At 48.5% G+C, this 23791-nt stretch carries 8 protein-coding genes; 1 reads left to right on the top strand and 7 read right to left on the bottom strand.

Features of this window, described 5'->3' with window-relative positions; all coding sequences use genetic code 11:
• Window positions 1-67: 67 nt before the first annotated feature.
• Window positions 68-2593, top strand: a complete 2526-nt coding sequence (locus FPE01S_RS17775) for a DUF3857 domain-containing protein (protein ID WP_046370370.1) — start codon at window positions 68-70, stop codon at window positions 2591-2593.
• A 216-nt stretch (window positions 2594-2809) separates the two neighbouring features.
• Here FPE01S_RS17775 and FPE01S_RS17770 read toward each other — a convergent pair whose 3' ends face one another.
• From FPE01S_RS17770 to FPE01S_RS17740, 7 genes are all read right to left on the bottom strand, one after another.
• A complete protein-coding gene (locus tag FPE01S_RS17770; RefSeq protein WP_046370369.1) occupies window positions 2810-3064 on the bottom strand; it encodes a hypothetical protein in 255 nt (84 codons plus the stop codon).
• Between the two features lie 204 nt (window positions 3065-3268).
• On the bottom strand, window positions 3269-3706 hold the full coding sequence (locus tag FPE01S_RS17765; RefSeq protein ID WP_046370368.1) for a toxin-antitoxin system YwqK family antitoxin: 438 nt from the start codon (window positions 3704-3706) through the stop codon (window positions 3269-3271).
• Window positions 3707-3720: 14 nt separating this feature from the next.
• On the bottom strand, window positions 3721-12111 hold the full coding sequence (locus tag FPE01S_RS17760; protein WP_083990313.1) for an RHS repeat-associated core domain-containing protein: 8391 nt from the start codon (window positions 12109-12111) through the stop codon (window positions 3721-3723).
• 10 nt (window positions 12112-12121) lie between these two features.
• A complete protein-coding gene (locus FPE01S_RS17755; protein ID WP_046370366.1) occupies window positions 12122-12853 on the bottom strand; it encodes a LolA3 family protein in 732 nt (243 codons plus the stop codon).
• Window positions 12854-12863: 10 nt separating this feature from the next.
• Window positions 12864-20468 (bottom strand): PA14 domain-containing protein, encoded by a 7605-nt coding sequence (locus FPE01S_RS17750; protein ID WP_046370365.1) that lies wholly within the window; start codon window positions 20466-20468, stop codon window positions 12864-12866.
• A complete protein-coding gene (locus tag FPE01S_RS17745; RefSeq protein WP_046370364.1) occupies window positions 20465-21574 on the bottom strand; it encodes a hypothetical protein in 1110 nt (369 codons plus the stop codon). The genes FPE01S_RS17750 and FPE01S_RS17745 overlap by 4 nt, the downstream gene beginning before the upstream one ends.
• Window positions 21574-23790, bottom strand: coding sequence for a hypothetical protein (locus FPE01S_RS17740; RefSeq protein WP_157474084.1), 2217 nt, complete (start codon window positions 23788-23790; stop codon window positions 21574-21576). Before FPE01S_RS17740 ends, FPE01S_RS17745 begins: the two co-directional genes overlap by 1 nt.
• Between the last annotated feature and the right edge of the window lies 1 nt (window position 23791).

Raw genomic sequence — 23791 nt, 5'->3', positions numbered from 1 at the left:
AGCAGGTTTTCCTAAATATACTAACGTTAAAAAAAATCGGCTATATTAGAATCAGAACCCTAACACCATGGTGAAACAGCTCAGCCTTATCCTCACCCTGCTCTTTGCAGGGATGCTGCTCTCCGCCCAAACTGCCGGTCCCGCACCACAATGGCTCCTCCCTGTTACACCCGAGAACCGCCAGGAACCTTCGGCACGCGAAGTAAGTGATGGCTATTACCTTCCTCTCGTGGAATTCCAGGTAAACATCCCGCAGAAAACCTCTTACCGGCATTTCAAAAGAAAAATCGTTAACGCCTCCGGCGTTCAGGCGGCTTCTGAAATTTCCGTGCAGTTTCATCCCGAATATGAAAAAGTAATCTATCACCAGGTGAAGGTGATCCGGAACGGTAACACGATGTCCCGGCTCAGCAACCAGGCGATCAGGGTAACGTCAGTAGAATCAGAAGCGGACAATTACCAGTACAACAATATCAAACGCACCTATATCATCCTGGAAGATATCCAGGCCGGTGATGAAATCGACTATGCCTATTCGGTAGTCGGACAAAACCCGGTATTCCGGAACTATTATGCGGCCACCTGGTATTTCTGTCATGATACGCCCATCAGCAATTATTTTCTGCTGATCCAGTATGATGCCGCCCGGAAACTGAATGTCACCTGCCGCAATGGAGCGGCACAACCGGTGGAAGGCAGGTCCGGCAAACTGCAGACTTACGAGTGGCGGCAACCGGCGCTCAGCCGCTGGAATGAAAATACAGCCGTCCCCTCCTGGTATGAAAATGATCCGGTGATCACCGTCACGAACGTCGACAACTGGAAAACACTCAACAACTGGGCACTGGACGTATTCCATCAATACAATTATCCTCCTGGCCCTGCCCTGCGCAATAAGATCGCAGCCTGGAAAACGGCGGCTGCCGGTGATACCGCCGCTTATGCGGTGAATGCCATTCGTTATGTGCAGGACAATATCCGCTACCTGGGTTTTGAAGTGGGCGTGTATTCCCATCAGCCGCATCATCCCGATGACGTGTTCCAGAAAGGATACGGCGATTGCAAGGACAAAGCCTTGCTGCTCGTTCGCTTGCTGCGCGAAGGCGGGATCCCTGCCTGGATCGCCCTGGTCAACTCCAGCCTGGAAGGGCATATCGAAAATGAAGCACCATCCACCGGGCTGTTTGACCATGCGATTGTAGCGCTCGAATACAGGGGAAAGCAGCGCTTTATTGATGCCACGTCCCAATACCAGCGCGGCGGGCTCGAAGAAATCTATGTAAAGGATTACGGCAATGCCCTCGTGGTGAAGCCCGGCAATGAATCCTTATCCCCCGTAACCGGTAACCACCTTTACAGCAATAAGATAACCGAGACCATCGAGGTCCTTTACCCGGAGAATGGCGAGAGCCGGCTGGAAGTGCGCTCAGAATTTGAGGGCGGGTATGCAGATGCTGCCCGCAGGCACTATCATGAAACCAGCCAGGAAGAGACCAGGCAACATTACGAGGAATACTATGGGGCGATCTACGACAGCGTCACCCTTTCGGAAGATATCGGGTTCACAGATGACAGTGCTCAAAACCGCGTGGTGATCACTGAATCCTATACCATTCCCAAACTGTGGACAGTAACCGAAGGGAAGCAATCCTTTTCCCTGTTCGCCAAAACCATCTACGACCAGCTGACGTCCCTCACGGACCACAAGATGAATACCCCGCTGGCACTTTCCTTTCCCGCAAAGACGAAATACCAGGTGGTGGTGAAGATGCCCGAAAAATGGAATATCCACTTCTCCCCTGTGCTCCTGCACCGCGACAATTACGATTTTGAATTCACCAGTTCAACGGCCGGCAAAACCATTATGCTCGACTACCAATACGAGAGCAAGAATGATCACCTGGCGCCGGAAGACCTGTTCCGCTATAAGAAGGATTTCAAAGCCATGGAAGAGGTGATGCAGTCCGAGATCTACCAGGAGGGCAAATTCGCAGGCACACAAGCCACCTCCATTACCGAGTGGCATTGGCCCGCCGTGATCGTCTGCCTGATGGTTTTCGGCGGCATGATCCCCTTTTTGTTGCGATACAACCAGCGCTTTGAACCCGGCGAGTTTACGGGCACCTATCCCTTAGGAGTTGATTTGTGGACAGGATTGCTTGGACTATCAATCGTCACCCAGATAGTTGTACTGGCCGCCTATTTTGTGGCCAATGAAGCATTTAATCCTGGCATCATGGATGCTATCCGGTTTAATGGCTCACTGGGTCGTTACTACACCATCCTGACGGAGCTGGCGTTGCGCAGCATGCTGCTTTGTATGTCGGTGGCATCTTTGTTCTGGTTCTTTATGAAGCGTGACATCTTCCCGCGATTCATGCTGCTCTATATCAGCGCTTCTGTTGGCGTCAATGTTCTACTTTGCGTGCTGTATTACATGTCCGGGCTGGCAGATGGGGACAACAGCCTGTTTATTGACGCGCTTCGGCAAACGGTGCGTAGTATCATCTGGGGAGCCGTCTGGGGTGCGTATTTATATCGTTCAGACAGGGTGAAGCAGGTTTTCGTGAATATACACCCCGATAATGCCTGATTGTTGACATCCCGACCGCCTGAAGCTTTAAGCGTTAACATCATTGGCCGGGTTGGCAGCTCTAAAGACATCAGCATCAATGAGTCAACACGCGTAAGCTTCAAGTGCGAGTTATATTCTCGATAAAAGCACTCGACATTGATTTTATTTGTCTGAGTATAAATCTGAGCAGGAAAAGCTTCCATTGTATTTTGCTGAGCTAAAGATCCCGTAGTATTAATCAGCCCGCACCAGCTTTCTAATAAAATCAATTTCCTCGCATGGAATTCCTATTATCGCCGCTGCTTCCTTCAAAAGTTCATAAAAACCAAATTCGATTAAAATCTCATGTTCATAAACTTGTGTAACAACTACATCGAGACACAAACCGAACTCGTTATTTTTCAAAAGTTCTCTCGCATTGTCCAAATCGCTCTTGGGAAGGCCCGAAACACCTGCTTTTTCAACTATTTCAGTTAATAATCTTCTCACAAATCACATTAAAGGAAATGCTGATATTATATCTTTTGCTGTCATAATTATTATCATTTGCATTTCTTTACAAAACACAGTCATTTGGTCCAACTGATGGAAAAGTTTGACTTGCTAACAGCAGTATTACCGCTGAAAAACCGACATAGGCCTAGTCATATACCGTAGTAGTATTTAAGATTTCCAGGCACCTCACTGACTGAATTACTGAAGAGGTACTTCGATTCCTTTATTAAACATTTGTTGCTTAATTAATTTTCCTTTGTCGTTGTAGTAACGCCAAGTTCCATTACGCAAAGGCTGATAATACTCAAATATTCGTATCGACTGTTTTCCACTAATACCATCTACGCGTGTATAATATTTTCTTAACAACCCGAGTGAATTAATATAATCTCCTTCCTGAACTATTATTTTATTTTTTAACTGCGTAATATGCATTCTGCCTTTGCAGTCACTTAACTGTACGGTCAATGATGTACCATCTTCCAATTCGGCGGATATCTTTTCATTACACGATGCAGATATTGGCTGAATTGTACAATCAAATTCTAAGAGATAAATTGGTCTATTTTGACTGTTACTTAAATTAAACCCGTTTGCCAAAAATGGCATAAGTACAACTAATAGCTTCAATTCCATAAAACAATTTAGTGTTATTTTACCGTTTTTATTTTATAGTCTACATTCCAACCCACTTGTGGATCGCCCAATTTTATCTGAATTTTTTTCGGATCCAGTCCTGCATCTACAAGCTTCCTTTTAATTTCAGCAGCTCTATGTAAGGCAAGATCTCCTAGGGTTTTGTGTCCATTTAATCTTGCCAACCAAGGAGCCTGAGATTTAAAATTGTCGCTTGGCGTTCCACCCGCATTTCCAAAAATCACTATCTCATAGGTTGAAGATTTGCTAACATAGTCAAAAATTGAGGATATTTCTTCGCTCACTGACCCCTTAACTGAAGCCGTACTAGGCCAAAATTCAATGTTACTAGAAACTTCTTTTAATACCGGCGGAGAGGATATTTCCTTTTTTGGAAGTTCCTCAGCTTCTTTAGTGACCGGTTCAATTCGTACATCTTTGCTACTTTGACTATTCAACTTGAATTTTGTATTGTAATTTTTGCGAAGGGATTCAGAGCTTTCTCCTCCATCACCGTCTTCGCTGCCAAAACTTACTGACCAACTCGAATTCTTAGGATCAATTAGTATTTTTTTTGCCTTTGTAACAATATTTACTTGAGATTCAGTTAAACTAGTTTGATGACTGTAGGTCGTACTGCCATCGTATCTAACATTCCGGACGAGGATATTTTGTCTAGCTATAAAATTGCCATTGTCTTTTTTCAATTTCATATTAACCAGTTTCCCAGTTTTAGTGTCTGTAAGAGTCGTAATTACTGTCTCTTCCAACATATTCTTGCTATTATAATAGTTAGAAACTACTATTTCTTCAAGGCCATCTAGGTCTATCGCAATTACCGGTTTATTTCCAGCAAATTGGAAGGGCGTATACCAAGGGAAAGATTGCGTTAATGGATCAACCGATAAAAATTTGCCAATTCTAGGATTATAGATCCTGAAGCCGTAATCATACTTGTTTCCAGAGCCAGAGATTTCATTGTCCATCTCTTTCCCATTGAAACCATAACGGTATAACCCTCCCGATCCACTCAGGCCACTGCCCAGGTTACCTGTTCCTGCGTATGTTCCGTCAACGATGTAGGCTGTAAAATCATCACTATCCGCAGCCACGAACTCGCCTGTAAATTCAACTGAGCCGGAAGCAACATATTCTGTTGGCTGAGCGCCACTGCGGCTGGATACCGTCAGGTCAGTCGGAACGGAATAACCATTTACGTTACTGTTGCCGCTTGATGTACTGCCGGGGATATTGATCCCCTGGCCAAATTGCCTGCCTGGCATCAGCATCCCGAAGGGATAGTAATCGCTGGCAGTCACCAATTCTGCTTCAAAGTAATCACTATGGGTGCCATCCGTAGAGTGCTGCATTTTCTTGTCGCTCACCGTGGCGAGCACATTCCCAAGATGATTGCTGATTTCAAAGAGCTTCCTGCCCCGCTCATTGCTGAACTGCGCAGGCCCGGAGTAAGGCAGCTTTACATCGCGGTAAAGGTTCAGCACCCCCAACCGGCTGCTACCGTATAAATGTACGTCAGATTGGGTTAATTGTGGTGGCATGGAAGCTGTGGTGCCACTACTGCTATAGGTACTCATCACATTGCCTGTAGCATCCCTCACATACCAGGTATAGCTGACGGTATTGCTGCTGCCTTTAACAGCCTTGCTGATCCGGTTGCCGGAGGCGTCATAGCTATAGGTAATTTCCATCCCGCCGGACTTGACAATCCTTCGGATCTTGCCATAGACATTCCATTCTACATTGTCGATACCCGCCTGGTTGTCTTTCACCAGGTTGCCGATCGCATCATACTGATAGTTGTCCGCCGACTGCGCGTCGATGTCTTCAGCGTATTCAGCAGCATTCACGTTATCCCGCACATGGTTCAACCGGTTATTGGTCAATAACCCATTCTCATCGCGATGGTACTTATAGGTAAGGCTATCCATCGACAACTTGTCGCTGCTACCCTGCCGCAGGTAACGCAGGATATTGCCATTGCCATCATAAGCTACCCGCTCTTTGTACTCGCCGCTGCTGGCCAGGGTTCCCCACTGGTTGGTCATGCTGTTCAAACCAGCGTAGACATCCATCCCGGTAATGCGGTTCAGCTGGTCATAGCGGTAATTGTTCAGCCGCGGTGCATTGAAGCTGGCAATGTTCACCGCCATGCTGGAGATATTTCCGTTATACAGCGGCCGGTATTCACCCGTCGGCAGCCCGGTGCTGAAAGCAGGGAAAGGAACGACGGTATTGCTGATACTGGTATAGTCTCCTTCAAAGTAGTTCAAAGAATAACCCAGAACATCGCGGCCCACGAACTGCGCCTGGGCGCCAGTTGCGCCATCACTGCCCATATCATACAACCCATTGCGCACCGTCGTACTGTTCACCCCCTTGATCCAACCCTGCAGGGTATAGGCATAATCCAGCCCCTGTACGAGCTGATCACCCAATTGCGTCCGGGCCAGCGGACCGTGCAGGTAATAGCTATACGCCGCATCCCGCTCCCACTGCCAGCCATCGGTACTGGTAAAGACTTCGGTGATCCGGTTTTCCGCATCGTATTCATAGCGGTGGAAAAACTGATCGATTTTGCCGGGGTTGTAAGAAACCTTGTTCACTTTACCGCTGACCAGGTCAAACTGATAAGTTAGCTTCTTCCAGCGGTTATTGTTCCCGTTCATGATATTGGCATCGCCGGTCGTCGACGAACCATAATCCTGCACCAACGTATCCACATTGCCATGGATATCATAGCTGTAAAAAGTGGCGGCATTGAACTGGGCCGGGTTGGCGCCCTCAGCAATGCTGGTATAGGATACCCGGTTGCGCAGGTTGTGCTGCACCAGTGGCTCCTCTCCCGCCGTAAAGCCGGTATAGGCCTGGTCGTAAACGGTTGTTGTGATTTGGGATTTCCCGCTGGCCGCAGTGGTCAGCCAACCTGCAAGGCCGGCAACATTGCGGGTAAGGGCATCCGTCACCGGCGTAGTACCTGGATTTTTGATCTCACCTACTTCCGTGATACGTCCCAGCACATCATATCCTGTATAGCTGTACAACCGGTTGGTCTCGGTTCCGGAAGCTGCTTTCTGACGGGCATTTTGCGAGATAGCCAGGCGGCCAAGACGGTCGTACCAGAACTGGCTGATACCAGCATCGGGCGTCAATTGGGCCACCACCTGGTTTAACGTATTGTACCGGTATTGCGTAACCAGGGTGTGCGCGGGTGTATACATAGTTCCCAGGGACCGGGCCTGGTTCACGCTATCACTAAAGCTCACAGCATAACGGGGATGCACGCCCTCAGGCGGTACCGTCTTCACAAGATTACCGGCCTGGTCATAATAATACAGGGTGTAATGGTACTCGCGTACGAAATGGGTGACGGTAAACTCTTCCAGTTTATAGGCCTGGAGGCATTTGGCACGATACGCTGCATCAAAATCATTGTTCAGGGAATCACGGTAGTGCTCGTACAGCACTACACCTTTCCGGAATGCAATCGAAGGATTGTCCGAGCAGTTATTGATCGTATCTTCTGAATATGCCGTCCTTTTGTTGTTGTGTTGCTCGCAGAGGAAGAACCCCGGATCCTTCCAGGTGGTGTCTACAGGGAGGGTCGAAGTGTCGCAGACAGCCAAAGGTCCACAGGCATTCGCCTGGTAAATGGAATCAATCTGGCTATAGGTGTAGTTTGTTCCCTGGTAAGCGTTGTAATATTGCCGGAACCGCTGCTCGCAATTACACACTTTGGAGCCATCGATCCGGGCAAGATGGTAGGGATCATCAAACTCCTCATTATACAGGAATTTGCCATTCAGATCTTTCACCTTTATATAGTCAATAATCGCCTGTGTTGATGTCGGGTGTATCGACCACCCATGCAGTTGCGTAAAGGGCCGGGCCAATGTTACCTCCGCTTTCCAGACACCATTCACATAATAATCCAGGTGCCTGCCCCGTATGGAAAATCTGATCGTCGTCCAGTCATTCATATGAACGCCGGGAACATCGGCATCAAAACAATACTTGTCCGGCGCCGAAAATGCCCTGTTACATAATGCCACGCCTTTGCCATCCACTTTGGAAATAGATGCCATAAATCCGGCATTGTCACCATAAACCCAGATCCATGAAGAGGTCTCGAAGATGTTGCTGATAACGGATGCGTCAGGAACGATCATGCGTGTTTCCCAATCAAACCCAACCGTGTCCAGATTGCATAGTGTATCCAGGTAATCGTAATTGATCCACGGTTTGAGCTTTACAGTATCCGCAAAATAGGCGGGTAACTTGAGAACACCGTTTCCAATTACATGGCCCAATGGAACTTTGGCCACATATCTGAATGTACCGCCATAATTGATGGTCCAGTGAGCAGTATCCACGCCCATGGCATCCAGTTCCGGAATACCCTGATACCGTTTATATTCCCTGGTTATGTCCGTCAGCCGCGTGCAAATGGAATCCTTCAATAATCCGCACTGTCGTTTAAATCCGAGATAGCTGTCAATATCCTTATTGAAACCCAATTTCGCATTGAAGTAGTCCGTATATAATTTGTTATCGCTTTCCGCAGCCAAAGTTGTTGCCTTGAACGACTCAACTGGCTTCACATCTGGATACTTTATGGTAAAAACCGAGTCCAGCGTTTTAAACACCGTACAGCTTGTACAGTGTTCCGCTGTATTACATTCAAACAGCTCCGGCAACGGTATACCAAATCCAGGGAATGTACAATCGCTGCCACCGGCACCGTTGCAAAGTGCCAGCAAACGGGACAACGTCGAATCTGCAATACGTTCATGATGCTTGCCAAAAAGGTAAGAACTGAAACTGCCATACCCTTCAGCATTGGCATCATACGCTCCTTTATACCTATTCACATTCTCGCACTCACAGGGCTCCGGTTTGGTCACGATAATTCTCGGATCAGGCGTTTGACTTACCGCCTTAGCCGGTGTTCTGATCAGGTAGGGATTACAACTGCCTGTAGCCTGTATGCCCCGTGAAGCAAAATATGCTTCCAGAACGCCTTCAAACGTATTGGAAAAAAGGTTGCCCGGTGCACTGCCTACGCCAAACTGGTGCGACAAATCAGCATTGGCAGCACAGACATCCACTAACTGTGCCAGCAAGGCATCCTTGTCATATGATGGTATCTGACAATCCTTTAAAGCATCCAGCCAGCTTTGGGCATGTGCCTGGCAATTGCTCCTCAGATTTTCGTTTATTTTCGCCTGGGCAGCTGTTGTGGTGGTGGCCAGGTCTGAACTATACACTGCCAGCAAGTCTTCGCTGTTTTCAAAATGTGACTCATATCCTAAATCCCTAATTTGTGCAGGCGTCAGCGTCGTGGTACATATAGTCGTCAGCCGGTTGTTGATATGCGTTCTTTTTTCTTCCAGGTACATCTGCCGGAAATACCGCCAGGCCATATCAAGATCAGCCGCGCACATGTCCGCCGGATTAAATGAAGTTGAAATATCCTTGTAGCTGGAATAACAGGAGACGCCCTGGTTGGTGGCTGCGCATTTTACCATAATGGTCGCCATGCTCCAAAGGTTGAGGTTTACTTCGGGACTTAAAAACTTCCTGAATTCCAATAAAGACTGAGTAATCGGCCCTGCGTAGGCGACATCAATTGATGTGATCGGATCACGGTCAGGTGAGCTTCCATTAAACCGGGTATAATCTGAGCCCATCAGGCTGATCGGATTCAGATACCCTTTCGCCAGCGCTTCGGCATAGGTCTGCACTTTCAATACCCGCTGATCCCATTCGATGCTCGCTTTCAGCAAAGCGTATTGCTCAAGCTTTTTAAATTCGGGATGCAGGGGCAAAAGCGCTTCTGCCCAGCTGAGCTGGAAATTTCCGGAAAAGGATTGCGGATTCAGTTGTTGCGGTGGAACCATTATGCCTGCACCTTCATCAAATACCATTGCGGGATAGCCCTCGCCATCTTTATAGGTGGACACAGTCGAGAATCTGGGATCAACCACCGGTCCCGACTCCGCGTCCAACTGGGAATAAAAAATATTCAGGTCATTCCTGATATCATCCAGTCGCGCGTACTGCCCGGAACTGGGCGTCATGTCCAGTAACATCGACCGCCGTTTCTCATCCAGCTCATTAACAGTTGTACACAATTGAGCGCAAGAAGCCTGCGCATCTGCGTATGCTTTCTGCGCGGCCACAAGATAATTGTCAGCTTCAGCAGCCTCGATGCCGGACTTCTCCTTAAATGTATTCCAGAAATTTGCCCAGGTTCCCAGGCTGAGGGTACAAGCTTCACAGGTCGGTGCACAATCACTCATTGCCGCCAGTACTTCCCGTTGCTCCTGTATGAAACTTTCGAGATTACGGCATTGGTTATTGCGCACAAATACCGTGTCACGGTAATAGGCCAATGCAGCCTTGCTGACCATCAACCGCTTGGTGACCTGGTAACTACCCGGAACCAGGTTCAGGTCAAAAGCAACATCGAAACCCACCACGGTATTGCAAGCCGTATCAAGTGAAGTCAGGGTAAAATTGCTCCGGCGTTCGATATGCGGTAGCCCGCCGAAAGTCTGGTTATTGCAATCGTCAGTGATCACAATTTCCAGGTCATACAAACAATCATAGCATACCGGTACATCCTGACAGTTATCTATCTGCAGCAACTCCGGATTCAGGCTGTAATGAAAGGAATAGGTTCCCTCCGTTGACACCAGCAGGCCTTTCTGGGATTCCATCACCATATCCTTTATCACAGCGGCTGACCGATCAGCCAGTGACTCCGTGATCACTCTTTTTGAACTGCTGGCCAAAGTGTCGAGTGCTGCACCGCCAGGTGCTTGACCGGCAAGCGCTGTTGCGATCGTCTTCCCGGCCATATCGGTATAGCTTACACTAAATATGCCGTTGGCATCCCGCACCATGGTTTTAAAATAATGCTCCTTCAAGCCAACTTCAGTACCAAACAGGGCATTGAGCTCTTCCTGGCCTGGTGTTCCATAGTAATATTTGGTATCGTGCCCGCCATTCAGTTTAAACGTTGGTCCTACGCCACTTTGGGCACTTACTCTTCCTGTTTGATCGGGCAGATATTCAACCTGCGTATAGGGATATCCCTGCGCATCAGGAATGAATTTATTGATACCGGTATTCTTCTCGGGGTTTTCCGGTGAATAATACCGGGCGGCACCCGAGGCGGTCGCCATGGCATCGGGTGTAGCGGCACAGTAGGTAGCCGGATCAGTCAGCCTGTCGAAGTCCTGCTTGTCATAACTGTTTCCTGCACTATTGATCCCCTGGTTGAACGCTTTCGTGTACCCGATCACACTGCTCAGCGTTGGGGCTGGCAATACCTGAATGACTGGCCTGCCCTGGAAGTCATATATACTTTCCGCAACAATGGTACGCTGCGTGGTATTGTCCTTTGTTACTGTTTGCCTTGATCGCAGGCTGCCATCGAAATATTGCACGACTGCTTTACGCTTTCCTTCTTCAGCAAAAGACGTTGTCGCCTGCCAGTTGAGCTGATTTTCATGTCCATCGTATTCAAATTTCCCCAGCGCCGTTCCCCATCCTGATTCCCGCCGCGAACCATCCGGCAGGTTCTGAACTGCCCTGGCTCTTACAAACAGGTAACCATGCCCGTCATACAACAGCGGAATCCTATACGATGTCGCTGCTGTTGTAATGCGGCTCCCATTGTTGTCGAAGATCTTTTCTGTCAGGGGAGCACTGAGGGTACCATACATCCCGGAAGCCATCGCATCCGCATCTATATAGGTCCATTCAAGATCATAGGCGTGCGCACCCGCCAGCAGGGGCCAGCTTGCAGTGATTTCATCGGCAGTGGTCGCCTGCGACAAAGATTCCAGGTTAACGGCCGCAACTACATCTGTGTTGCAATCCAGGTCATAGAGGGGAAATGCCTGCAGTTCATTTTCCAGGTAGAAGGATTGCCATACTGACGATGGCGCATTGCTTTGCAGGCTGACGATTTTTGCACTTACCCAATTGGCGCCTTCAAATACATAATTGGCGGAATAGGTATAAATACTATCCAGCTGGTAGTTGATCCTGAAGGTCTTATTAACGGAATGGAATACGCCATTGGTAGTATCGCCAACAGCCACCACCACTTCTGCAAAAAACTTAGCCGGCAACACCAGGTTGGCGGCTTCATTGATCCTCAGACTTATACGATTCTTTACTGTATAGGTTGTTCGTTTCGGTCGAAATGCCGCGTCGTGAAACTTTGGATCTGAAACGATAACAGCAGAATCAGCCGCTATCTGGCCCGACAAGCCATCCAGCTGCATGATCAGTTTCGGATCTCCCTGCTGGGCACGAAGGCCAGTCATGGCAGCGAGCAGCATCAAAACAAATAATATTCTCCTGAAAAACATAGTGCAAGGTTTACAGCGATGGATTGGCTTTGAATACAGAATAGTGCTGGTAGGGTGCTTGTGCCACCCATCCGTTTTGTTCTTTCCGGACCAGCTTTTGCGTATCAAAATCAGCTGGATTAAAATCGTTCCGGTTAACATGCAGGAAACTCACTTCAACGAACACCCAGTTACCCGCTACGCCATCGATTGGCGCATTGGCATCGAGAAGCCTGCGATGAAGCAGTTGCCGGGTTTTAACCAGCCGGCCTTTGTTGTCTGTCCAGAATTCCAGTTCCTTGTAATACTGAGGGTTTAGAAACTTCACTACATATTTCCTTTGCCTGCCATCCGCGCTAACTGATATGGCGGACTGGAACCGGCCATCTGACAAGGAATCCAGCAGGGAAAATTGTTGCTGCAGCAGATGCTGTCCGGAAGGACGGGTGAGATACAACAGCTGATCTTCTTTAAAAACGATCACTGCGACACTGTCGTCACAGGTAGCTTCCGTATTGGACAATGCATACCAGAATCGTTTCCCCCAGATCTTGATACTTCCCCGGAGGGAGTCTTCTATCTGTAACGGGGTCGCTTCATTGCTGTATTTATAGACAAGATCAACATGCAGGTAACCCGTATCGAGGAATACTGCTGCGGCCGATTTCAATTCCCGCATGTACTGGGCCTGTTGTGCCTGCAAAGACCCGGTCATGATCACCAGGATCAAAAGCACCAATTTCAGCTTCAGGTAAGTTCTCACCGGCAAGATTTTAGTTTTTCTGTAATGCACTTCTAGTCTCTTTAATCGTCTGGATACCCCTGATGGTTTCTTTTTTCACCCGGATCAATGTGCCTTCGTCATCGTACTCATAAAAAGTGGCGTAGTTGTTTTCATCCAGCTCTGCCATCAACCGGAGATTCACCGGACTATAGACAAATGATTTCATATTGGCATTGAAAGGGTGTATCCGTATGTCATCGAAGTACACGTCATTGCTTCCACTGGCCTGCAGGCTGATGGCCAGCTGTGTGGCATTGGCAGCGATCTGGTAGAACACTTCATACCGTTGCCACCCTTCCACCAGGGGCCCTGCAGGATGTAAGCTGACAGATGAAATTCCATCATTCAGGATGATCTGGTTTGCTGTATAAGTTCCGGATACACATGGAACTGATTCCTTCACCCAGGCACTTACCAGGATTTTACTACCGGGTGTCGGGCTGAACACGGGCAACAGGTGACTGTTCCTGATTTTTGCCTGCCTGAATACGGTTCCTACTGTCGGACAAGCATGATTGACCGTCTGGAAACTGATCGGCGGGAAATTTCCATCTGCTGCGCCATTGCTGGTGGCATAGCCCAGGCTGGCCTGCTGCCCAGCCGGTATTTTCAGACTGTATTTCCCGGAATGCCGCTGTTCGGTGGTCAGCCACCCCGCAAAGGGTGAATAATCTATATGTCTTGTTGACGGGCAGGCCGTGTCACACCATTGGGTCTTGTAACCATAGTCCTCAAACCCATCAAAGGCGGTTTCACGGTATCTTGCATTTTGGGTAACAGCGACCGGGAGTGATTGCCCATAGCCATATAAGCCTGAATTGAATCTGCCCAGCGGATCGGCATTTTCAACTTCCAATCCACGGCTGTTATACAATGTTGACCGGCTGTTCCACACCCATATCGCAGTATCCGGTTGAGCAATCAATTTTCCATTGGTAAATTTCCAGAATGGTGTGAAGCCTGGTATGGTACCGTCCTTCCTGATATTGGTAGCTGCCGCAGGATCTTTTTCAGCCCTGTCAGTATACAACACAAATGCGCTGTCGGGCCGCCAATTTCCGAGAAGGCCCCATGTATAGGGATTTATCAGCGTATCGGTAAGGCCGACGCAGCCGGTATATACGATCGAATCCTGCAGCCCTACGGTCATCCGGCAGGCGGGTTGCCCATCTTTGGTGATCAAACTATAGCCAGCCGGGCAACTTTTGCTGACAAGAGATTTATGACCGATCAGCTGCCGGGTACTGAATATAATATTCAGATCGCTGTCTTCATCGGCACTTTCTATAGCAGCAGCAGTATTGTTATAAATCTCCACAGCCGCTCCCCTGACGTAGCCGCCGTCTGCGGCTTCAATTTTCAACTCATGAACACCCGCAGTCAGTTGAATAGGTACAATATGAAATAACCAGAAATTCTCATACAGCATTTCCGACAGGTCAACAACCAGTTGCCCATCTATAAAAAGCCGCATGGCGTTGTCCACCGCGAAACCGAGGTAATAGGTTTTGGTTTGAGGCACGGTAAACGGCGACACGATGCCCCACCACACATTGTCATCCGGAGCATTAGGACAACATGGCCAGATAGACGACCGGTTCATTGGTCCAAGTCTTGCCAGGGCCGGGTCATAATTGCATTTATCCGGTTCGCCCGGCGCTGCCAGCAACATTGACCTGCCGGTAAGTACCGGTGTCGAATCCTGTGCAACAATTGTCTTTTCTGCCATCGCATCGGCCTTCATCATTCGGAAGCCCAAAGTGGCGATGCCTTTGGTCTCCTGGGGATCAATGGTACACGTATAGCCTGTGGCCGCACGCCAGTATAGGTTCGTCGTGTCGATCCGCCTTCTTTGAAAAACCGACAGATCGGCCTTGAAGGAGTCATATAACACTGTTCCGCAGGCACTGAATTCCTTATAAGGCGAACCTGCATTGCACAAATCGAGACTGTCAATGATCAGGCTGGAATCCTTTACACACAAATGAAGGCTGTCATTGTAGGTAAATCCGGCCGGACACGTAGAACCGGGTACTACCGACGAAAACTGCCGCTTGCTTTCCGGCACTTTCCATTGCTGGCCAAAAGTCTGCACAGTTGCCTGCACCACGTTCCTGGAAGCATCCGCCAGAAGCGACCAGGATTGCGTCCCGCTGTTGTACTTTACAGGATTCTCCAGCATTGTTACAGCACCGACTGACGCCAGCATATTTCTTCGGCCACTTCGTATTACCCGGATTTTAGCATCGTATCCCGTATAGGGCTTTCCGTCCCTGTCGATCAGGTATAAAGCACGGGGCCCGCCAATATTCACGCTGGTATCGATCACATGCAATACAGCATATTGCGGAAAACTGGCGGGTATCACCTGGCAATCCCCTACACCCCCCGTTTTGACCTTGCCTGCAACCAGCAATTCATCTCCAGCGACAAACTTATTGATCGCACCCTGCGGGAGGCCTTCAACAATCTTACCATCACGGATAGTAAGGTGACTATATTCCAGGTCGATATTCCGGTAAGCCAGCCCCATTCCTTCATAGGCCCAATGGGAAGGATAATTTAAGGAATACACCGGGTCTTCAAAACCATTCATTGTCCGATTGACAACGACATCTCCTGTTTCTGCATCATACAACAAGTCCCGGCTTACGACACGACTTCCCTTATCAATCACAATCACACTATCGAGTATCCCAAACCGTTGCACAACTTTGGTAATGGCTATGGAACGGAACCTGTTTTCTTCTCGTTGTCCAAGACTGATCAACGATGGCAGCAGGAATAGATAGGGTGGCGGTGGAACGCTGAAATTATCCGTATTCACATTGAAATTATTGCCATTCACCACCGTTTGCTGTTCGCGCATGTCTACCATCAGCTCAACATCCTTACCAACAAGTGCCGATGAAGTAATATCCCCATCAGGCTGGATTGCCATGACAGTGTTTGCAAGTCTTTTATGTTCCAACTGGCCGTTCTCCGTGCGGTATACATATTCCGTATACGTTACCGGACGTTCGGGATCATTTTGCGCATAAGTAGCCGTCGACCTGGGCTTTCCATGCATGTCATTCAATTCCACCAGGAACCCCTGGGAAACGGAAACAAAATGTTTGGCATTGATTTTCAGAAAGCTCGCCAAACCAGGTTTGTATCGCTTTTTCGTGGCATCGTCAATAACAGTTCTTTCCACGAAAGTGGGAAAATCATAGGCAGTATAATAGGTGGATTCGCTATAGCCATTGGCCGACTTGACATCTTTAAAATGAATACTCCTGGTCCGGACTTTCCGGTAGCCAACAGATGGTGCCGGGAAAAGCGATTCTCCCAACGGCTCTTCTGTATAACCATCATTCACCGGGCCAAGCAGGCCCAGTTTCTCCTGGTATTCTATCGGCTTCCGGAATGGACTCTCTTCAGAACCGATGCCAGGTTCAAAAGTTGCTACCCCGCTGCTGACTGTCTCGATCTTGCCGTTGACTTCCTGGTTAGTCGTATAGATATATTCCTGACCATATACTGCGGTACGCTGCTGGGTCATCTTGTTCCAGTTATCATAGATCAGGAGCTTCTTTACGCGGTGCCCGCCGCCATATTTCTTTAACCATGGATTGTCCAGGCGGATAAACGACCTGCTAACATCCACACCTTTACACATCTCCGTCCTTCTTGCCATTTCATCAAAGCCCAGTACAAATTCCCGGATATTGTTCCAGCCAGCGCCAATCATTCTTACTGCTGACTCAGCACTCAGGTCGTCATTATCGTAGGCACCAGGATTTGCCACCCTTGGCAGGTTCAATCGCAGAAACTGGATGGCCGTCTTGGTAACCGGACTGAATACGCCATCTGCATCCCCTTTCAGGGAAACGCCTTTCATCTTTATCCAGATCCTGTGGTCATTGACCCGTCCGAATTCGTCGCCGTCAATATCAAAATAGACGGGAATGTTTTCTGTAGTTGAAAGATTATCGCTCATACGGACGGCAACCTTTGCATACAGCTTGGTTATACCCGTGAAATAATACTTCCGGATGTCTTCTTTGGTTGTAACTGCCCGTGGCACATCGACAAACAGGTACATATTGTCATTCATGCCAGTGCTTCCGGAATACAGGTAGGAATTGGGGCTGGAACCGCTGGCAATATTGCCGCCAAATCCGGCAATCTTCATCATTTGCATTGACCGGAACTGCTGTACATAACCGTAGTCGTCGCTTTCATAGATGACTTTCATGCCACCACCGGAGGGAAGTAAAATCGAGTCCAGTGACCAGGCGCCGGCATTAAAAGCTGCGGCAGCGCTGTCCTGCAGCGGGAACGGATAATCGATATTGGAAACCGTGTTGTATGTTGTATATCCGGGATTCTGCCCGGGATCTTTGTAGTTGCCCCAGGCATCATAGGACTTGAGGTTATACGCCGGATTGTTTTGATGATAGGAAAACAGGTAGGGATTTTTTTTGCCTTTGGCGTTACCATTGTAAGTAAACCACAATTTTTTCAGGGTAAGTTTTCCCTGTTCAGGATTGCCGTCAACACCCTTGCACAATTCATAGCTGTATTCAAAATGCACCGTTTTTACCGGCACTGCATTAATGCCTTTAGCCAGAAAATCCGCTTTGCTGTACAACCGGATCTCTTTCAACCTTTTGGCCTGCCCATTGGTCCTGTTTCCGGTTTCGTCGATGGAGGGAAGATCCTCCCGGTTTTCCAGGAAGAATGTCGCCACCATGGTTTTTGAGAGGATAGAGTGCAGGTACCACAGTTCTTTTTCGCCATAGATCAGGTTGCCGCGATCGTCGCTATAGTCAGACCTGGTATTCACCATATAGTTGGCAGAATCCTTAACACCAGGTGACCGCCACTTATACGGAGTCTCCTGGCTGGCAATTCGGGAATAATTGAATTTTACTGCGTTGCCGGGGTCATCATCAGAAATGCCATTGCCTGTCACATCCACATAATCCGGAGAAAGAATTCCAGACAACAGAAAACTGTGGGCATAGGCAGGCACTTCTTCCCGGCTGAAATAATGATCCAAATTGTTGGCATTGCTCACGGAATTGTCTATGGCTGAATATCCCACCAGGCCGGTATTCCTGTTGCCCCTGCTACCATCTACGGCAAATGTTGCTTCTTTTTGGATAAGGTTGTATACCGGTACTCCGTACACATAGCGTTTTCCATCATTATTCAACACTGAGATTTCTGACAGGTGATGTGCCTTCCTGAATTCACGGGCACGTTTCTCCCTTACGATGCCGTCTCCCGGCCAAACGGTCTGGGCCGGCCGGAAGAGGTTCTCTACGGGCACCGGAACAAATTCGGTTATACCAGAACCCGGGCCCCGCCAGAAAAGTTTTGCTGAAGCGCTCTTCTCGCCATCAAAAAAATCCATCCTTACTTTGTATGATTCTCCGGCTACCAGATGCAGCGTTACATAATCAGAACGTTCGCCATGATAGGTCCAGTCATTAAAAACCAGGCTGTCATTTACCCATAACCTTGCGCCATCATCACTGGTAATACGAAACACCCATGCCCCTGTCTCCGGTACTTTAAAACGCCCCTGCCATCTTACAGAAAATGTATTGCCGTCAAAACCTGTAATATCGGGACTGTGTTTCCACATGTAATCGATAAACTGATTGGGTTTATACACTACGGCTCCTTTGAAATCCAGTTCAGGATAGTAGTAGCCATCAAGTCCCGTTCCCAGGCCATCCTTTAATGAGGGTTCTGTCCCGTTACATTTTGAAAGGTTGAACACACCAGGCGTATACGATTCAACATATTTGTCGAGTCCGGCAACTTCAGCTTCCCGGGCGGACAAATAAGAAATCACCTGGGTGCGCTTGTTCCTTTCCTTCCTGTATGAATTTGCCCTGGTAACACTAACCTTATCGCCTGTTGCAATTCCATCCTTGTATTTCCTCAATACGTTTGTAGCCAGGATGAAAGAACTGCTGCGATCCGGCTGGTACAATTCTGCCGCTACTGCAGAATCACCTCCTACCGCATGGTAAAATGCCTGGTCGATGATCGATTTTTCCATGGGATTTCTGAAGTATGCCGGCTGAAAGGTGCTGTCTGAAGACTGAAACGGCAATGCCCGCGCCAGGGCATTTTCATTTTTCCAGGCGTCAGTTTGTGTGATAGACCGGTTAAGATTAAGGTCAACACCCGCATGAATTGTGTTTCCCAGGCCCACGTCCACGCTGAAACGTTGTGAATTATCCCGGGTACGCATATAATGATCATGAACATACCCTATGTCGCTGCGATAAGCCCGGAATTGTCCTCCGGTACCCTCACCCGAAATCGAGAACATATCGTAGGTCAGAAACGGCAGCCCAATATGTGGCATTGCTGGCTTTTCCCGGTAAGGAATATCTTTCTCCCTGTTAAAATCAAGCAGTGCCTCTGCATCACCATTACTTTGCTGAAAATTCATATACCCGTATGCCGGATATAACTTTGACTGGTCTTCAGGAGCAATGTATTGGCGGGATTGATAACCACTCAGGTACACACTGGGACTAAGTGCATAAAATTCTGAGCCCACTTTGGCGGTAAATGTAATTTGCTGAGAGGTATACGGCAGGTTGATAGAAGGTGTAAAAGTCGGGCTGGCAAAAGTCACACCCGAAGAAAATCGTGAACTATATCCAAACTGTCTTACACCAACTGACATTTGCAGCGCTTTAATACCAGATCTGGCACTATAAGGAGCAGAAATTGAAAACGAGCCGCCATAGCCAGATTTCCCGCCAACCGCACTCGCATTCATATTTGCAGAAAAAGTCGGTGTCAACGAAACTCCATCCTGGGAATTGTTATTAAGGGCCAGGCCAGCTGTCAAAGATCCACTGCTTTTCGAACCTGCGCTAATTGATGCGTTTACACCAGATTCAATGCCCCAGCCTTTATAATTGTTATGGAAAAGTCCGCCCGAAAATCCAACACCGACCCCGATGCCAGAACTATCATTTGGCAATCCAACGAGTTCAAGATCGGCACCAAGGGATAGTCCTGTTGTAACGTTTGGTTTTATGTTATCAGTTTTTAGGACAGAATCACCAATGCCTGAAAAATCGTCCGGTAATCCGCGCATGTTCCTCGTTATAGTTCCTGGATTCAGGTTCCAGCCGAGGCCAACCCAGCTCGCCTCCTGGTCCATCGAAACACCGCTTCTGTATCCAAGCGTCAAAGGATAACCGCCAACATCCATTAAGGGTATAGAATAAGAGAAATCTCCGGTAAACTGATCAACCAGGTCTTTACCATTTACTGAAGTAAATGATTGCATTTCCGGTTGTGCAGGACCACCGCCGAAAACCTTGCGGGCCGGTCGTTGTAATTTCCGGTCAACTACTATCCCACCGATAGCATTGGTGGCTGGCCGCGGGTACTCCGCTTTGGGTGAAAATGACTTCAGGTCTTCAATAGAAAACCTTGCAGCATTTCTGAAGGTAGCAGGAACATCACTATTCGCGCTTACCCAGACAGGAGAAAGGAACTGAATATACAGTACCGTCGCAAAAAATGTACTGATTGACTTCTGGTACCGGACAAAAAAAGAAATCATGGTCGACGATATTGAAATGTGAGGTACATTTTTTTACCACCTGTCACTGCTGTCAGGCGGTATATGGATTTATCATTCAGGTGAGCATTCGCTTCCAGGTCAAACTGGAGTAAGTTTTTACCATAACGTAGCGGTAAAATATTATTCACCAAAGCTTCTGTTTGTTGGCCAGCCTGGTTTAACGCCTGGATCGACAACACCATAGTCTTGTCATTCTCCCGATTGTCGTAGGCGATCAGCAGTTTACCCATTACCAGCGCCTGGCTGTTGTTTTCTGCGGAACTCAATGACAGGTATGAGCCTCCGGTCTCCTTTACCAGCCCGACCGCTGAAGGCGCTTCGACACGAAACGACCAGATCTCACTGAAACCAACAGGTGCAGTATTGTTGCTGGCGGCGACCCGCCATGCATATAATTTTCCAGTGTCCAATGCGGGAAGCCCCTGCGGATATTGCAACTGGGTTTGCAATATTCCCGGCTTCCGGAACAACGGCACGTTGACCTGTATTGCTTCTGCAGCTGTCTGATAAGAGGCTACTTCCACCAGCTGGAAATCGTAAGACAGGTTGCTGAAGAATGTATACGGCATGGGTGGCGTCCAGGAAAACATGGGTCTTGCGGTATTGACGCGTTCGCTATCAGCAGGCAATACCAATTGGGGTGGCGACAGTGGTTCCACCTCCAGTGACAAGCATTCTTCCGCCAGCGTCTCGACGGCGTCTCCCTGTTGGTAAACCAGCGCATAACAGATATTGAAAACCCCGACAGGCAGAAAACCATTGGGTGTGTTGTCCACCTGGAAAGTCGGATTGGCATCCTGGTAAATCACCGGCATTACATCATTATGCGTGATCTGGCTTGCCCCCACTGGCATTTGAAAGTTCCGCGTCACACCCGAAAGCACCAGTTGATTGGTGTTAACCTCGGTGATCGTTAACTGAAGCCGCACCATAAATGCCTGTTTACCGGAATTTAGTATCGAAACATTCCAAAGTTGTGGTTTGGTAAAAACGCCGGGGGAAGGCAACTGGGGGCTGATCACTACCTGTGCCTTTACCGGATGGTAAATGAGCAACCAGAAGAATATACCGAATATGACTCTCATCAATTGGTCTGTTTTGATCGTGAAGATTTAAATTGAAATGACTTGGTAAACTGGATATTGCCGATATCAGCCTGTTGCAGTCCGTTGCTGGCGGTAGGCAAAAAAGCCCGCTCGGCAAAAATTGCCAGCTGAGCCTGATGCCAGAAGGCAAATGCTGCGCTGAAGGAACAGCCTGCTGCGGACTGCTTATAATTGTAGTTGTACACTTTCACCCCAATTCCGACAACCGTTCTGCCTTTCAGCAAAGGCACCTGCAGTTTATGGTCACCGACCCACATCTGAAACATAGTATTGCTCACTTTCGACACTGCCAGGCTGCTGGTAAACAGCCTGAAGAACAAAGTCTGCGTCACCTGGAGATTGCTGCTGTTCTGATAAAACAAAGAACTGTCGTACCCGTCAAAAGATTTCAGCAATGCTATGCTGGTACTCATGGGTGTTTCGCGAAGCCGGTACTGGTGCCAGATATTGGTGGAAAAGGTTTGATATTTCGTCTCCACTACCTGTTCACCGACTTTCGCCAGCTGGGTAATGGGAAAATAACCTGCCGTGACCGTTGGCCAACGACGCCTGGCGTAAGTCAGCATGACAGTTTTGAAAATGGTATTTGTCGCATAGGCCTGCGGGAGGTTAGGATTCTGCCATTCATTAGTGCGCAGGGAAGCCGAGAACCTCAATTGATTTCGCAGCAGGCGTTGGTCATACTTCAGGTACCATGCTTCCTGTGCGGTATTTACCTGCCAGGTGCTGAAAGATTGGAAATTGGTGCCCGTTTTTTTATAGCCCGCTTCTATTCTACCATGAATCAAGGGCAGAATGCCTCCAGCTTTTACAGCAATTGCAGAATTGCCATCCTTGCTGAATCCCAGGCTGGTTTTGTCCTGGTATGGATTCGACCGGTAGTCAGGTGAAACAGATTGCCCGACTTCACCGGAAATCCAGATCGTCCGTCCGATATATTTCTTTCCTTCGAGCGTGACACCGGAAACCTGGAAACTTTTTCCGGACGAACTGCCGGAAATCATTTTGCGGCCGGAGTATCCTGACGCGATCAGGTAATCGCGGCCGATTTTTCCGATTCCCAGCCGAAGCAAGACCAATGGTTGGAACTTCCGGGACTGGCCTGAAAGACCATAATCCCTGAAGCGGTAGTCGACTCCACCCGCAGCAAAGGACAGGTAATACCAGCTGTTGTATTCGAAGGCGATGCCATTAACGGAAATATTCCGGGAAGTCAGTTCGCTGCTATTCAGCGGTGCCCTGCCCAGGCTAAACCGACGTATACCTGTAAGCCACTTCAGCCTGGGTGGGAGTTTCCAGTCCCCAGCCACAGCCATCAGTGAATCCTGCAGGGTTTGTCCCCCGGCAATATCCTGCCAGTCTGGCCTGTCCAGCCACCGTTTGACTGTCGAAATCTTTGCCTCCATTCGATTCCGGATCAGCTCGATGGAGTCGATTGAATGTTGCCATTTTTCAATGCGCCCGGCATAGGCGTTATAGGTGTTGATAAAGACACTGGCGCTGTGCCGGAGAGAGTCACCAAGAATTCTGTTAAGCGAATCAGACAAGTTGGGATCATCGGTTATACCGGGCACATTCAGTATCTCCCGGGCTTCAATCAATTTCTGCTGCCACGCACCACCCTGAAGCGTAGCCAGCTGATACTTCAGTTTGCCGAGTTCAGCTTCCAGGCATTGAGACAACTGACCGACAGCTTTTTCATCCACTGCTTCCAGGAGGCGCTGCCGGTAACTTCCATACAACTGACTGGTCATGAAAGACTGATCGTACAGCACCTGAAAATCCGTTATGTCGCGATAAAACATTGAATTGGATTGCCTTGTCCAGGCCCTGGCCTGGATAGGAATGATCCCCGCTACTGTCATATCGAACTGAAGCATGACATTGTGCTGCGCTATATTTTTTTCGATCAGGGGGGTATCAATATTGGATTGATACATGGCCTGGTAACCAATCGTACCGCCGCGGAGTTCCAGTAAGCCGCCTTTGGGTCTGTTGAATGCTGCCAGGGGCTGTATTCCTGCGCCTTTCTTTTCCGGTAATTTGCAGGAAAAGACAAAGCTGGTATCACTGAAAAGCATGCTGGTATCTGTAGTCAGCGTCCAGCTTTTGGCGGTCTGTGAAAAGAGCCGCTGCGGAAGCACTGCCAGCAGAAAAATGCCACCCATTAACCATATGAGGGATAAGGTTTTCATC

The sequence above is a fragment of the Flavihumibacter petaseus NBRC 106054 genome (assembly GCF_000974785.1).
GTDB classification, from domain to species: Bacteria; Bacteroidota; Bacteroidia; order Chitinophagales; family Chitinophagaceae; genus Flavihumibacter; species Flavihumibacter petaseus.
The sequence above is the reverse complement of the archived record's forward strand: the minus strand, read 5'-3'. Positions and strand labels throughout refer to the sequence as shown.

Bases quoted from the DNA above. Each gene is read 5' to 3' on its own strand.
- FPE01S_RS17740 (WP_157474084.1), bottom strand. From the start codon at position 23,790: ATGAAAACCTTATCCCTCATATGGTTAATGGGTGGCATTTTTCTGCTG.
- FPE01S_RS17745 (WP_046370364.1), bottom strand. From the start codon at position 21,574: ATGAGAGTCATATTCGGTATATTCTTCTGGTTGCTCATTTACCATCCG.
- FPE01S_RS17775 (WP_046370370.1), top strand. From the start codon at position 68: ATGGTGAAACAGCTCAGCCTTATCCTCACCCTGCTCTTTGCAGGGATG.
- FPE01S_RS17765 (WP_046370368.1), bottom strand. From the start codon at position 3,706: ATGGAATTGAAGCTATTAGTTGTACTTATGCCATTTTTGGCAAACGGG.
- FPE01S_RS17760 (WP_083990313.1), bottom strand. From the start codon at position 12,111: ATGTTTTTCAGGAGAATATTATTTGTTTTGATGCTGCTCGCTGCCATG.
- FPE01S_RS17750 (WP_046370365.1), bottom strand. From the start codon at position 20,468: ATGATTTCTTTTTTTGTCCGGTACCAGAAGTCAATCAGTACATTTTTT.